12 protein-coding genes are annotated in these 13,697 nt (G+C 63.5%); 10 read left to right on the forward strand and 2 right to left on the reverse strand.

Going from position 1 to position 13,697, the window contains the following annotated elements; all coding sequences use genetic code 11:
- The first annotated feature begins 21 nt into the window (after nt 1-21).
- From ACIPPQ_RS15815 to ACIPPQ_RS15825, 3 genes are read left to right on the forward strand one after another with little or no spacing between them, the layout of a single operon-like run.
- Complete coding sequence (locus tag ACIPPQ_RS15815) at nt 22-1,347, forward strand: spinster family MFS transporter (protein ID WP_446545017.1); 1,326 nt, start codon at nt 22-24, stop codon at nt 1,345-1,347.
- On the forward strand, nt 1,344-2,360 hold the full coding sequence (locus ACIPPQ_RS15820; protein WP_446545018.1) for an ornithine cyclodeaminase family protein: 1,017 nt from the start codon (nt 1,344-1,346) through the stop codon (nt 2,358-2,360). Before ACIPPQ_RS15815 ends, ACIPPQ_RS15820 begins: the two co-directional genes overlap by 4 nt.
- Nucleotides 2,361-2,417: 57 nt before the next feature.
- The gene (locus ACIPPQ_RS15825) at nt 2,418-3,095 is read left to right on the forward strand and encodes a helix-turn-helix transcriptional regulator (protein WP_446545019.1); all 678 of its coding nucleotides are present in this window, start codon (nt 2,418-2,420) and stop codon (nt 3,093-3,095) included.
- 69 nt (nt 3,096-3,164) lie between these two features.
- Here ACIPPQ_RS15825 and ACIPPQ_RS15830 read toward each other — a convergent pair whose 3' ends face one another.
- Nucleotides 3,165-3,860 (reverse strand): CerR family C-terminal domain-containing protein, encoded by a 696-nt coding sequence (locus ACIPPQ_RS15830; RefSeq protein WP_446545020.1) that lies wholly within the window; start codon nt 3,858-3,860, stop codon nt 3,165-3,167.
- A gap of 240 nt (nt 3,861-4,100) precedes the next feature.
- Between ACIPPQ_RS15830 and ACIPPQ_RS15835 the strand changes: the two genes are divergently transcribed.
- From ACIPPQ_RS15835 to pal, 6 genes are all read left to right on the forward strand, one after another.
- Nucleotides 4,101-6,362: a TonB-dependent receptor gene (locus ACIPPQ_RS15835; RefSeq protein ID WP_446545021.1), complete on the forward strand. Its 2,262-nt coding sequence runs from the start codon at nt 4,101-4,103 to the stop codon at nt 6,360-6,362.
- A gap of 34 nt (nt 6,363-6,396) precedes the next feature.
- On the forward strand, nt 6,397-8,097 hold the full coding sequence (locus tag ACIPPQ_RS15840) for a sulfatase-like hydrolase/transferase (RefSeq protein ID WP_446545022.1): 1,701 nt from the start codon (nt 6,397-6,399) through the stop codon (nt 8,095-8,097).
- Between the two features lie 112 nt (nt 8,098-8,209).
- Entirely contained in the window at nt 8,210-9,448 is a 1,239-nt protein-coding gene (locus ACIPPQ_RS15845; protein WP_446545023.1) for a glycosyltransferase family 4 protein, read from the forward strand.
- The gene (locus ACIPPQ_RS15850) at nt 9,445-9,987 is read left to right on the forward strand and encodes a sigma-70 family RNA polymerase sigma factor (RefSeq protein ID WP_446545024.1); all 543 of its coding nucleotides are present in this window, start codon (nt 9,445-9,447) and stop codon (nt 9,985-9,987) included. Before ACIPPQ_RS15845 ends, ACIPPQ_RS15850 begins: the two co-directional genes overlap by 4 nt.
- A complete protein-coding gene (locus ACIPPQ_RS15855) occupies nt 9,968-10,687 on the forward strand; it encodes an anti-sigma factor family protein (RefSeq protein WP_446545025.1) in 720 nt (239 codons plus the stop codon). The genes ACIPPQ_RS15850 and ACIPPQ_RS15855 overlap by 20 nt, the downstream gene beginning before the upstream one ends.
- A gap of 54 nt (nt 10,688-10,741) precedes the next feature.
- Nucleotides 10,742-11,242: a peptidoglycan-associated lipoprotein Pal gene (gene pal, locus ACIPPQ_RS15860; RefSeq protein WP_446545026.1), complete on the forward strand. Its 501-nt coding sequence runs from the start codon at nt 10,742-10,744 to the stop codon at nt 11,240-11,242.
- A 41-nt stretch (nt 11,243-11,283) separates the two neighbouring features.
- Here the strand turns inward: pal and ACIPPQ_RS15865 are convergent, their stop codons facing one another.
- Nucleotides 11,284-11,694 carry a hypothetical protein gene (locus tag ACIPPQ_RS15865; RefSeq protein WP_446545027.1) on the reverse strand — a complete coding sequence of 137 codons (411 nt, stop codon included), beginning with the start codon at nt 11,692-11,694 and terminating at the stop codon, nt 11,284-11,286.
- Nucleotides 11,695-12,209: 515 nt separating this feature from the next.
- Here ACIPPQ_RS15865 and ACIPPQ_RS15870 point away from each other — a divergent pair.
- The gene (locus ACIPPQ_RS15870) at nt 12,210-12,713 is read left to right on the forward strand and encodes a hypothetical protein (RefSeq protein ID WP_446545028.1); all 504 of its coding nucleotides are present in this window, start codon (nt 12,210-12,212) and stop codon (nt 12,711-12,713) included.
- Nucleotides 12,714-13,697: the final 984 nt, after the last annotated feature.

Genomic DNA, 13,697 nt, shown 5'->3' on the forward strand with positions numbered 1-13,697 from the left:
CCCCGGGGGCAGTCCGACAAGATGAACGATCAGATTGATATGCGTTATAAAAGGCGATGGTACGCCGTCATCATGTGCACCATCGCCTTCTTTTTTTCATACATGGACCGGCAGGTCCTTTCGCTCCTGATCGAACCGATCCAGGCCGATCTGGGGATCAGCGACACGCAATTCGGATTGTTGCAGGGCTTTTCTTTCACCCTCTGCTTCGCCGTGATGGGCTTGCCGATCGCCTCGGCCGCGGACCGGCATCCCCGGCCGCTGATTATCGCCGCGGGCGTCATCGTCTGGAGCATGGCGACGGTGGCGTGCGGGTTTGCGCGCGGGTTCGGGCAGCTTTTCCTGACCCGGATGATGATCGGGGCAGGCGAGGCGTCGCTTTCCCCCGCGACCTATTCGATGATCAGCGACATGTTCGACCGGTCGGGGATCGGCCGGGCGACCGCGGTCTATTCGCTCGGCTCGTTTCTAGGGGCGGGGTTCGCTTATCTGGTCGGCGGCGCCGCGATCGCGGCGTTGGAAACGATCGGGCCGGTCTCGATGCTGGGAACGGTGCTGAAACCCTGGCAACTCGTATTCGTGATCCTCGGCCTGCCGGGAATATTGCTGGGGATCGTCATCTATCTGACCATCGCCGAACCGCGGCGGATCGAGAGCGGCCGGACTTCGCCCGCGGGGGCAAAGGAAACCGGCGTCACCGCCTATCTCTCCGCGCACCGCGATGTCTTCGTGCCGCATATATTGGGCTTCTCTTTCTATGCGATGCTCCTGTTCGGGTTGCTCGCCTGGTCGCCGGCCCTGCTGATGCGGGTTTATGGATTCACGCCGCAAGAGGCCGGCTATTGGCTCGGCACGATCGCGGTCGTCATGTGCGGCGGCGGGGTCCTTGTTTCCGGTTGGCTGCTCGACGGCGGGGTCCGGCGGTTCGGCCGGCCGGGCCCATTTCGCCTCGGTGCGATCGCGGCGTTGGGGACTTTGCCGGCCCTTGCCATGCTCTATCTGGCGCAGGAGCCGTGGCAGGCGCTGGCGGCGCTGGCGGTCGCGATGTTCTTCGCCTCCTTTCCGATGCCGCTGTCGGCGTTCGCGATCCAGACCATCGTGCCTTCTCGGCTCAGGGCGAGGGTTTCGGCGGTTTTCCTCTTTTTCAACTCGATGATCGGCCTCTCGCTCGGAGCCGCGATGATCGGATTGTTGAACGACCGGTTGTTTACCGGAGCACAGGGCGTCCAGTCCTCGCTGCCGCTGGTGGCCGGCGTCGCCGGCCTGGTCGCCGCGATGCTCCTCGCCAGCGGCGCGCGGCCCTTCTCAAATCGACTAAACGGGTCTGCGCCCGGGGATAATCTATGACCGCGGAACCCTCTCCTTTCCAGCCGTCGTTGGCGGGCGGCCGTTCGCGTTCGCCTGATACTCCTGTTCTCATCAGCGGTGCCGACCTGATCGAACTGGTCTCGCTCGAGGCATCGATCGAGCTGGTGGACGGAGCCATGCGCAAGCTGAGCGCCGGCGATGTCAGCGCACCGCAGCGCTGGGCGGTTCCGGTAGCGGCAAACGGCAAGTTGGGCCTGATGCCCGGGGTCCTGAAGCATCCGTCGCTGTTCGGCGTAAAGGTGCTCAGCATGTTCGAAACCGGGCCGACGTCCGGCCTGCCCAGCCATCAGGGGCTGATGCTCCTGTTCGAAGGCGAGACGGGGCGGCCGGTGGCGATCGTCGACGCCGCGCAATTGACGCTGCTGCGGACCGCAGCGGCGAGCGCGGTGGCGACGCGGGCGCTTGCCCGCGCGGACGCGCGCACCCTGGCGCTGGTCGGGTGCGGGGACCAGGCACCTTATCATGTCGCCGCGATATCCGCCGTGCGCCCGATCGACGAAGTGCATTTGTGGAACCGCTCGCACCTGCGCGCAGAGTCGCTCGCAGCGCAGCTGCGCGCCAACGGGGTGCGGGCGACAATCCACGATGAGGTCGAAGCGGCGGTCAAAGCGGCCGATATCGTCTGTACCCTGACGTCGGTGACCGAGCCGATCGTGGCAGGCCGGTGGCTGATCCCGGGGCAGCATCTCAATCTGGTCGGAGCCAGCACCATCGATCAATGCGAGGTCGACGAAGCCGTGGTAGCGGGGGGACGCTATTTTGCCGATTGTGCCACGCATTGCCGCGCGCAGGCCGGGGAGTTGTCGCGCGCCATCGATGCGGGGGTGGTCGACGAGGGATGGATTGCGGGCGAGATTGGCGAAGTCCTGTCGGAAAAAGTGGCCGGCCGATCGAATCCGTCGGAAATTACCATCTACAAGTCGCTGGGCCACGCGGCGCAGGACCTGGTGGTCGCGGAAGCGGCCTGGCGGCTCGCCCGGCCTATTGTCTAACCGCCCCTCGCGTCGCTAGGAACAGGCGTCGGCCGGAAAAGGGGCAATCGAAAATCTATGGCCAAGCAAAAACATCCGGAGCGCGACTTCGAGTCCTATTTCCCGATAGGCGAGGCGCTTTCGCTGCTGCTCCATCCCTTTGCGGAAGTGGTGCTGCACGACACGCGGTCGGGGACCATCGTGCGCATCTGGAATGCCTTCACCAGCCGCAGCGCGGGCGATCCGTCGCATCTTGAGGGCGCGCCCGACCTGTTCACCGCCGAGAGCATATTGGGTCCTTACGAAAAGTCCCTGGGCGCCCTGGGGCGTACCAAGTCGATGACCGCGGCGATCCGCGACGATGGCGGTACGATCATCGGTTTTTTCTGCATCAACCTCAATGTGTCGGCGCTCGACAATGTCGTCGACGGAATCCGGAATTTCGTGGCGTTTGCGACCGAGCGGCCCGAGCCGATCTACCGCAACGACCTGCAAGAGCATGTCAATTATCTGGTGCGCGACTATCTGATCTCGGTGAACCGGACGGCGGAAAGCCTGAGCCGGCATGAACGGCAGGAATGTGTCGGCCAGCTGGAGAGGACCGGGTTGTTCGCCGCCCGGAATTCGGTCAAACTCGTCGCCAAGGCGCTCGGCATCAGCCGCGCATCGATGTACACGATCCTTGGCCGGGTGCGCGACGAGCGTGACCGGGAGGCGGAAAAACTGGATGCCGCTTCGGCGTTTCCCACCCGATAGGACGAGCTGCATCGCCGCCGGGCGCAATGGGCCGTCAGCCCGCAAAGAGATCGCTGGAACACGCTCAATCTAGAGATGATCGATTTGCCGGTGCAGGGTCCGCGTGATGAGGTGCAGTTCTTTCTCGCCGATCTTGGACCATTCCATCGCCCTTTGCGCGACGGCCCGTCGGGTGTGGAGGGAGGGGAGGCTCGATACGAGCAGGATCGCCTGCATGCGGGTTTCGGCTGACACTTGCGGTTCGGACTTGATCAGGGAAATCAGGCGCGAGTTCCGCTCGATGCCGGGCAACCACAAGCGATTATAGAAAATCTCGAAGGCCGGCCCAGGCTCGGCCAATTCGCGGGCGATGATTCCGTTGCCCAATATATAGGCGTCGCTGCCGATAATCAGTTCGACCGACGCCGCCATCAAATATTTGAGCGTTTCGCGCGCCTCCTCTGGCCCCGAAGGCGACGCGATGGTCTGTCTGGCGCGTGCGACGGCGTCCTGTGTCGCTTGGCCATAGCGCGCCACAATCTCTTCGGCGCACGCGCGATACAGCCCTTCCTTGTTGCCGAAATAATAGTTCAGCGGCGGAAGCGTCGTCTTCGCGCGTTCGGCGATGCGGCGCGTGGTTGCGGACTTGAAGCCCGCCGCCCCGAACTCGATCAGCGCCGCCTCCAATATGCGCTGGCGCGACTGGTCGCCCTTGCGCGACGCATTCGACACCGCGTCCCGTCCGGGCTGTGCACCGGGTCCTTCGACCGAATCTCCCATCGTCATGATCACCTCAATGCGCTGCGCTGCAACGGACCTCATGTGCGTAAAGCAAATGCCCGCGGGTTGGCAAACATCCGATTCCCGGCGGAATATCGGGCTTTCGACACCTTTGGAAAAATACTTAGAATACTATTGATTTTCGCCATCTCAAAATATATCAATTGATACATAATAGGAAAGGCCATGGAGTCGAGGAGCGCAGATGCGTCATCCCGACGGTGGCTGCGCACGAGGGAGAGAGGGATGACACGCAACCACCGAGCCATGACGGCACTCGCCACCGGAACGCTAATGATGGCCATCGCCATTCCGGCGGCGGCGCAGGAAGCCGAAGCGGCGGGCGCGACAGACGCGGGCAATGAGGACATCATCGTCACCGCGTCGCGCCGTCCGCAGACGCTGCAGGAAGTGCCGATCTCGGTCGGCGTCGTGACGGGTGCCGCGATCGAGCAGCAGGGGCAGCGCCTGTTCACCGACCTCCAGTCGTCGGTTCCCAACCTCCAGATCGATAATACTAACGGCAATTACGCGATCACCATCCGCGGGCTCGGGTCGGGCGCGAACAACCTCGCGTTCGAGCAGTCGGTCGGGCTGTTCGTCGACGGTGTCTATTCGAGCCGCGCCCGGTCGCTGCAGGTGCCGTTCCTCGATGTCGAGCGCATCGAGGTCGTTCGCGGGCCGCAGGGCGCGCTGTTCGGCAAGAACACCAATGCCGGCGCGATCAGCATGGTGACGCGCCGCCCGACGCGCGATTTCGAGGCCGAGTTTCGCGCCGGTACCGAACTGGCGCAGGGCGGCATGAATTTCAGCGGTTTCCTGTCGGGGCCGATCAGCGACACGCTGAGCTTGCGCGTGAGCGGGGGCGCCGGGCAGGCCGACGGTTATATCGAAAACCGGCTGACCGGGTTCGACGACAATGGCTCGAAATACCGGTCGGGGCGCGCGCAGCTCCTGTGGGAGCCGAGCGACGATTTCGAGGTGCTGCTCAAGGTCGAGGGATTCCGCAACGAGATCAACGGATCGAACGCGGTCTATAACAATATCGGCAACGCGAACTGCAATCTCTGCAACATCGTCCGCAACGCCAGCGGCGGCGCGGCGGCGCAGGACAAGCCCGGTTTCTGGCGGTTCAGCCGCGGCTTCCCGAAGGAATATGATGTCACCAAGTCGCGCACCGGTGCGATGACGGTCAACTGGACCCCCGGCGACTGGACGATCGCGTCGATCACCGCTTACCAGGCTGTGGATTCGGAACGCACATTCAACACCATCCCGGGCCCGATCAACCTGCTCAACACGCTGCAGGCCGAGGAGAGCAGCCAGTTCTTCCAGGAACTGCGCGTCTCGCGCGATGTCGCCGCGGGCGTCAACCTCGCATTCGGCGCGACCTACACCGACGCCGATCTCGATATCCTCCAGCTCATCAGCTACAACGGCAACCTGGTGGGGACGACCTTGCCGCAGGCCGAAGGGACGCGCGGCTTCACCCAGAAATCCTGGTCGCTGTCGCCCTTCGCGATCGTCGATGCGGAGCTGACCGATGCGCTGACCTTCAGCGGCAGCCTCCGCTACAGCTATGAAAAGAAGGAGGCGCGCGGGACCAGCACCAATGTCGGGCCGCGTATTCCCGCCAACAACCTCGATTTCGACATCAGCGGCGAACGCACCGAAAAGCTCTGGGATTATTCGCTGCGCCTCCGTTACGAATTCAGCCCGGCCGTCTCGGCCTATGTCAGCTATGCGACGGGGACGAAGGGCGGTGGCTTCCTGTCGAACGATGGCCTGCTGCTCTATAACATCCGCAACAACAACGGCCGTTTCGACTTCGACGACGAGCGCGCGCGGGCGTGGGAGCTCGGCACCAAGATGCGGCTGTTCGACCGCAAGCTCGACCTCGACATCGCGCTGTTCCGCACCCGCTTCGCCAATCTGCAGGTGTCGTCGTACAACGGCACCGCCTTCATCACCGGCAACGCCGCGAAGGCGACCGCGCAAGGTGTCGAGGTCGAGGCGCGCTACCGGCCGAGTTCGGTTGTCAGTCTTGGCGCCACGGGGGCGTATCTGGACGCGAAATATAACGACTATCCGGGCGGACCCTGCCTGTACAACGCCCCGTCGACCTGCACGCCCGCGACGAACAACCTGTCCGGCGTGCGCCTGACGCGCGCGCCCGAATGGAAGGCGTCGGGCTATGTGCAGTTCGACGTGCCGGTGGGCGACGACCTGATCGTCAGCGCCCGCGGCGCGGCCGATTACACGTCGACCTCCTATCTGCAGGGCGACATGAACCCGCTGAACGCGCAGCCGGGCTATACCAAGTTCGACGCGCGCCTCGCGATCCGCAAGGAAGACGGCGCCTGGGAACTCGCGCTCGTCGGGCGCAACCTGACCAACGAGGTGACGTTCAGCCAGGCGATCAACACGCCGCTGCTCGGCGGTAACAGCCATGTCGTGATGATCAACCCGCCGCGGACGGTCAATCTGGAAGCTGTGCTGCGCTTCTAGGCGGAACGGCGAACGCGATAAGGAAGGTTCCGGGATGGTTTGGACTGTTGATCGTCGTACGTTCGTTGCCGGCATGGGGGGCGCCGGGGCGCTCGCGGCGTCCGGCGCGCGGGCCAATGTGTCCGCGGTGGATGGGCGCAAGCTCAACGTCCTGATGATCGTCACCGATCAGGAGCAGGGCATCGCGAGCTTTCCGCCCGGATTGCTCGAAAAACTGCCGGGGCATCGCGAATTGATGGCGCGCGGGCTGCTCGTCGAAAATTACCATGTCCAGACAACCCCTTGCAGCCCGTCGCGCTCAACGATCTTCACCGGACATCATACCCAGCGCACGGGCATCTATCTGAATTCGAGCGGCGCCGACGATCCGGTGCTGCCGACCGACCTGCCGACGCTCGGCCATATGATGCGCGCGGCGGGCTATTACACCAGCTACAAGGGGAAGTGGCACCTTTCGCCGATCAACGAGAAGCGCAACTGGAACCAGGTGTCGGGCATGATCTATCCCGCCACCGAAAAGGCCATGGAAGAATATGGCTTCGACGATTACGGCTTCGACGGCGAGGCGGTCGGCCTGACGTGGGACGGCTACCGGCACGATCAATATATCGCTGCCGACGCATCACGCAGCATCCTCGACTTCAAGGGGAGCGACAAGGCCGGGGGCAAGCCGTGGTTCATGGTCGTCGGCTTGCTCAACCCGCACGACATCATGTTCTACGATGCGACGGGCAAGCAGACCGAAACGCGCGCGTATCCCTATCTTCTGGGGCCGCTGCGGCGCGAGCCGGGCGACCCGCTCTATGCCGAGGACAATGGCTTCGAACTGCCGGAGAGCTTCTATCGCGACGACCTGAGCGGCAAGCCCGAGGCACATCGCGCGATCGCCCAATCGAACGTCCGTACCTACGGGACGCTCGATCATGGCGACGAGGCCTCGTGGCGCCGTTTCCGCAACTATTATTACAACTGCATTCGCGACGTCGACCGGCGGATCGGCCAGCTCCTCTGGGCGCTCGAGACGAGCGGGCAGCTCGAGAACACGATCATCGTCTACACCTCCGACCATGGCGAGCGCGCCGGGGCGCACGGGATGCGACAAAAGGGCGGCACGATCTATCGCGAGGAAACGAACGTGCCGATGATCATCGTCCACCCCGATGCGCCGGGCGGCCGCCGCTCGCGCCGGCTGATGAGCGCGGTCGATATCGCCCCGACGCTGCTCGCGCTCGGCGGCAAGGATCTGGCCTGGCGAAAGGCGCATTTTCCGGGCCTGCCGGGCATCGACGCGACGCCGCTGCTGACCGATCCCGACGCGCGGACCGAGCGCGACATTCGGGGGCATCTGTTCAACTATGCGGTGGCCTATGGCTGGGCGCCGAAGGCAGGCCAGCCCGCGACCGCGCCGTTCACCGACCGCTTCGACCTGTCACGCCGCCGGCTGCACCGCGGTGTCCACGACGGTCGCTGGAAGTTCGCGCGTTATTTTGCGCCCGAGCATCATCAGCAACCGCGAAACTGGAAGCAATTGGCGGGGAATAGCGACCTCGAACTGTACGACACGCAGGCCGACCCGAACGAACTCGTCAATCTCGCATCGCATCCCGATCAACGGCGCAACATCTTGCGCCTGAATGCCATGGTCAACGCGTTGATCGCGCGTGAGGTCGGAAGAGACGACGGAAGCGAATATCCGGGACCGGTGGGGCTATATAATCGCGCATGGCCCGGATGAGGTTGCGGCGGCGGGCATAGCCGCCAGCCGGGGATCGGTCTGAAGGATAGTCCAGGGCCCCGTTGGTCCATGGCACATGGAATAGAATCCGTGCGGCAGGCGTATGCGCCGCATGACGACGATTCTCCCTGCCATTTCCCCCATTGTCCCTGAATATCGAGCCTTCGCGCCCCGGCCGCTGCGTGTCGCGCTGTTTTCGGGGAATTACGACTGCGTCCGCGATGGTGCGAACCGCGCGCTCAACCGTCTCGTCGCCTATTTGCTCGAACAAGCGGGGGCCGAGGTGCGCATATACTCGCCGGTCGCTCCGCAAAAGGCCTTCGCGTCGGTCGGCGATATCGTTCCGGTGCGCTCGGCCTGCATTCCGGGACGCCCCGAGTATCGGCTCGCGCTGGGTTTCACCAAGGCAGCGCGCGAGGATATGGAAGCGTTCGCACCCGACATCGTTCACCTGTCGGCGCCGGACATCCTCGGGCGGCAAGCGCAGAATTATGCGCGGGCAGCAGGGATTCCGGTGGTGACCAGCCTGCACACGCGCTTCGAAACCTACCTCCACTATTATCGCCTCGGCTTGCTGCGCGGTCCGGTCGACCGCTATCTCGCGCGCTTTTACGGCGATGCCGATCATATCCTGGCACCCACGCCCCCGATCCGCGACGCGTTGGGCGAGCAATTCGGGCCAGGGAAAGTGTCGATATGGTCGCGCGGGGTCGATCCGAAGATGTTCGGGCCGGCGCTGCGTAGCCAGGCTTTCCGGCAGCTTCTGGGCTATACGCCGGACGACTTGGTGCCACTGTTCTTCGGGCGCCTCGTCCTTGAAAAGGGCCTCGATGTGTTCGCCGGGACGATCGCGGCGTTGCGCGAACGCGGACATATGGTTCGGCCGATCGTGGTCGGCGATGGGCCTGCGCGCGATTGGCTCGCGCGGCGGCTCCCCAACGTGACTTTTCTCGGCTTCCTCGACGGCGCGGCGCTTGGCGAGGCCGTCGCCAGCGCCGATATCCTGATCAACCCCAGCGTCACCGAGGCGTTCGGCAACGTCAACCTCGAAGCGATGGCGTCGGGCCTCGCCGTCGTGTCCGCCGATGTCGACAGCGCCTCGGCGCTCATCGATCACGGCCGTACGGGGCTGCTCGTCCCGCCGCATGATCCGGGAGCCTATGCCGCCGCCGCCGCTTCGCTGATCGACCAGCCCGCGCGCCGTTACAGGTTGGGCAGGGCAGCGGCAGAGGTGGCGGACCGCTATCGCTGGGATGCGGTCCTAGCCGACGTAGCGCGCGTCTATGAACGGCTGGCCGGCCGTGATGTGGCCTTGCATTCTCCGGCACTCGCCCGGCAATATGCGGCATGAAGATCCGTTGGGGAAAATCCAGCGGCTTTGCCGACGATGTCGCGGCGATGCGCCGCTATGCGCGGTCTTTGACGCGCGATCGCGACGATGCCGACGATGTGGTGCAGGATGCGCTGGTCCGCGCGATCGAGCGTCAGGCCACCTATCAGGCGCGACGCGACCGGCGGCGCTGGCTGTTCGCGATCGTCCACAATGTCTTTATCTCGGGAACGCGGCGCGAGGTGGCGGAGGCGCGGCGCAACGATCGCTTCGCCGAGATGCAGGTCGCGCATACGGACGCGTCGCAGGAACATCATGCGCGTCTCGGCGAGATCGCGCGGAGCTTTGCCGCACTGCCCGAACATCACCGCGCCGTCCTTCACCTGACGGCGATCGAGGGTTTGAGTTACCAGGAGTGCGCCGACGTGCTCGGCGTCCCGGTGGGAACAATCATGTCGCGAATTGCGCGCGCGCGCGCGACACTGAGGCAACAGGACGAGCGGCAAGCCGAACCGGCGCTGCGTATCGTGGGAGGACGGGATGACAGCCGCACCAAGTGATCAGGAGATCGACGCCTATGTCGACGGGCAGCTCGATACCGAGGGACGCTTTGCCGTCGAAGACTATCTGCGCGAGCATCCCGACCTCGCGGCGCGCGTGATGGGCGACCTGGGCACGCGGAGCGCACTGCAACTGCTCGCACGCGGCAGCGAGCCACTGCCGCGCGGAATACGCGAAGCCATGCGGGGCGGTTCGCCGGCAGTGGGCGCACGCTGGCGGCGTTGGGCACCGGCGGCAGGATTGTCGGCTTCCGGAATCGCGGCGGTGCTGCTGGTGACATTCCAGGGACCGCCCGGCTATGTCGATGACGCGCTAACGTCACACCTGGTGGCGGGAATGCGGGCCGACATGGTCTCGCAGCTCGAGGCGCCGAAGTTCGATGCGCGCGAAATCCGGCGCGCGACCAGGATTTCGGTCCCGGAAGTCCCGGCCGACTGGAAGGTCACCGATGTGCAGCTGTTCCCGACCGAACGCGGGCCGGCGCTGGTGATGGCGCTCAAGACCGGCGAAGGCGACCATCTGTCGCTCTTTGCCAAGCGCGGACGCGAAGGGGCGCCCGAACGGCCCGACGCCGTCCGCGAAGGCGAGCATTCGGTCGCCTATTGGCGGCGCGGCGACATGTCCTACGCGCTGGTCGGCGACAGCGGGCCCGCAGCAATCGACGCTCGTGCGGAAACGCTCGCACGAACACGCTCCTGACAAAGACGATTTCCGGAACCGACAGGGTGGGTTCTCCAGCATGAGGGGGGAAATATGACGAAGAAAGCGATTATAATGGGTGCGATGGCCGCGATGCTCGTGGTCGGTGGCTGTGCCAAGAAGGCGCCGAAGGACCTGCCGCCGCCGCCCGCGTGCTGCGGGCCGGAGGAAACCGATCGCGTCGTCCCGGGTTCGCAGCAGGATTTCGTGGCGAATGTGTCTTCGGACCGCATCTTCTTCGGGTTCGACCAGTATAATGTCGATGCCGAGGATATGGCGACGCTGCAAAGCCAAGCTGCGTGGCTTGCGCGCAATCCCGCCGTCCGCGTGACGCTGGAGGGGCATGCCGATGAGCGCGGGACACGCGATTATAACATCGCGCTCGGCGAGCGGCGGGCGAATGCCGCGAAAAATTATCTCTCGACGCTTGGCGTCGATCCGGGGCGGATCACCGTGATCAGCTATGGAAAGGAACGCCCGGCGGCCGTCGGATCCGACGAAGAGGCCTATGCGAAGAACCGGCGGGCGGTAACGGTGGTGATCGAGCGCCCGTAGCGAAGCGCTGGCGGGTTCTTGTCGTGCCCGCCGGACACCGCTCACATTTTTGTTGATGTCCCATAGCGCGTCACCGCGATAACCTCCTTGCAAAATAGCGAGAGGAGGACGTGATGGACTTGGGTCTGGCCGGCAAGAAGGTAATCATCAACGGCGGTGCCCTCGGGCTCGGGCTCGCCTCGCAGCACATGGGCGCGGCGCAGTGTCTGCTCGGGCAGGAGTTTCCCGCTCTCCAGCACGCGGTTGCACGCGGCCAGCGTCTGGCTGGGCGCATCGCGGCCGCCGAAGCGGTAGGAAGGGAAAGTCGCCTCGCCCCGCACCCCGTCGTCGCTGCTCTTGGGCTTCTTGAGCCCGTCGCATTCGGAGAAATCTTCCGATACGCCCGCATGGGCGGGCACGGCGATTCCGAGCGCAAGCGCAGCTAGCCCCGCTCGGGCGAAGATCGCGTTCATTCGGTGCAGCCCCCAACCCCTGTTCCGCAAGTGCTTCGCGCCCAGCGATGAAGCGACGTCTAATTTAGATTGTGGGGGGCGGCAATCGGGAAAAGTCGAGCGCGAGGCACTTAAGTGAAACGAAACGACAGCGGCACGGGAAGTTTAGTCGCTGTCCAATCAGGATCAATGAAACTGCCGGGAAGAGAGACGATTCCGGTCCGCGTTGAGGAGGTCCGAGCTACGCAAGTTGCGCGACGTCGGAGATGCACCAGGGCGCGTTGTCCAAATCGGCTTCTTTAATCATTCGGCCGGGTACGAAAAATTACGGGATCTATCAGGGCGGTTGGCTCGACCCTGGACAATTGCCACTCGCCGGTCGGGACCGAGCCGTCATCGACGTAAGAAGAGTAGCTTACAAGTAGCCCGCGCGTAAGGTCACGTCGGCGTGAGACACAGATCACGTCACCGACAAAACCGTCTCCGCGATTGAGGCAGGTGACATTGATTCCTGTGACGGTTCCCTCGGCGCATCGGTGGAAAATCAATACCTTGCTGCACGTGAAGTTCGGGTCCTCGAAGTTAGGTACATCGCTGTATTTCCATCGGCCGGTCTTTACAGTCGCTTGCCGGTCAATCGCGTATCTAGCGACGCAAGTCTTGCGATCGGTAACCAGCCGGACGGTGTCACGGATAACTGCCACAGCCTTGCTTGTGCGGTAGATCCGGACTGCACCACTGGAACCCAGATCCCGATCCTGCCAGCTAACCTCTTTGCCGTCGGCCTGACACGCGCTCTCCAATTCCTGGATCTCCTGATCATCGAAGACCGAATTCAATCCGTTGACTTCGGCGTACAGGCCATCGACCAATCTCTCTCCGGATGGCTGATATCCTGGCGGAAGCGGCGCAGTGTATGGATCAGCACTCGCGGCAGCCGCTGCGAGCAACGCCGCGACACCGAAGAACCCGACTGGAAATTGTCGATGCCATGCCATGGTCTGGCTGCCTTTGCTCTAGCTCAGTCGGGCATCGCGTAACATAAGGTCGAGTGTATAGAAATGGTCGCTTCATGCCAGTAAAGGGCCAGGGTCTGCTTTCCGCGATCTGCGTCTGAAAGCTGCCAGTCCGCTACCGGCCATGCATGGACTCTGGCGCTGCTGACGGAGCGAAGCGGACTTGAGCTTGAATGCCGCGCCCTAAGATCAGCGGGCCGCCGGGAAAACTTACCAGAATTCGTCTCAAGCCGTTGCAAGCCCTTTCATGGAACTCGAAGGGATGTTGCCATGCCGATGCCATAGCCCTGCCAAGATGTCGTCTTAGCAGGCCGGCGAGAAGCATTTGCTTCGCCAGTCTTCTTCCAGCTCTCTGATTTCATTGAGAGAAAATGGTGGACGCACTAGGGCTCGAACCTAGGACCTGCGGATTAAGAGATTTAGATAAATAAATCAGGATCTTGGATGCATTCGTGTTCGGTTTGGATGGCAATGAAAGACAGGGAATAACGTTGATCGACAGCTAGCACGTCACAAATTCACCTACAGCCTATCCCGATTCTCTTGGCGGCTTCGCGCCCGCGACTAGGCTGCAGGCGGTCACGAAGCGACTGCCCGAAACCCTCCGTCCGCAAAATGTCGGAAAAGGGCAAGCTCGTTGCGAAGGAAGTACGGATATATGAGCAGCTTCTCGTCGGTCGCCGACAATTCTGAATGCGTGCTCATTGTAATCGAGGGGAGGTGACACCACCTCTATGGCATCGCCCGCTTCCACCGCGTGCTGGCGACTGAGAGACCATTGCGCTCCCGCCGAAGGAGCAAGATCATGGACCTCAACCAACTTCTCCACCACCATCAGATGGCGTTGATGGCCGTGAGCCAGGCGCGGCGCGAGGGGCAGGTGACGTGCTCCCCTGATTGTTACCAGTCAGAGGTAGAGTCCGGCTCCTTCATGATGGTTGATTGATGGGATGGCAATGGTCCTGGGGGCATGCCCCCAGGACCATTGGCCGGCGATCTCGGCGGGTG

It is taken from the genome of Sphingopyxis sp. LARHCG72 (genome assembly GCF_052871675.1).

Coding starts and splice junctions, on each gene's coding strand:
- ACIPPQ_RS15855 (WP_446545025.1), top strand. CDS start 9,968: ATGACAGCCGCACCAAGTGATCAGGAGATCGACGCCTATGTCGACGGG.
- ACIPPQ_RS15840 (WP_446545022.1), top strand. CDS start 6,397: ATGGTTTGGACTGTTGATCGTCGTACGTTCGTTGCCGGCATGGGGGGC.
- ACIPPQ_RS15820 (WP_446545018.1), top strand. CDS start 1,344: ATGACCGCGGAACCCTCTCCTTTCCAGCCGTCGTTGGCGGGCGGCCGT.
- ACIPPQ_RS15830 (WP_446545020.1), bottom strand. CDS start 3,860: ATGACGATGGGAGATTCGGTCGAAGGACCCGGTGCACAGCCCGGACGG.
- pal (WP_446545026.1), top strand. CDS start 10,742: ATGACGAAGAAAGCGATTATAATGGGTGCGATGGCCGCGATGCTCGTG.
- ACIPPQ_RS15845 (WP_446545023.1), top strand. CDS start 8,210: ATGACGACGATTCTCCCTGCCATTTCCCCCATTGTCCCTGAATATCGA.
- ACIPPQ_RS15835 (WP_446545021.1), top strand. CDS start 4,101: ATGACACGCAACCACCGAGCCATGACGGCACTCGCCACCGGAACGCTA.
- ACIPPQ_RS15815 (WP_446545017.1), top strand. CDS start 22: ATGAACGATCAGATTGATATGCGTTATAAAAGGCGATGGTACGCCGTC.
- ACIPPQ_RS15865 (WP_446545027.1), bottom strand. CDS start 11,694: ATGAACGCGATCTTCGCCCGAGCGGGGCTAGCTGCGCTTGCGCTCGGA.
- ACIPPQ_RS15825 (WP_446545019.1), top strand. CDS start 2,418: ATGGCCAAGCAAAAACATCCGGAGCGCGACTTCGAGTCCTATTTCCCG.
- ACIPPQ_RS15850 (WP_446545024.1), top strand. CDS start 9,445: ATGAAGATCCGTTGGGGAAAATCCAGCGGCTTTGCCGACGATGTCGCG.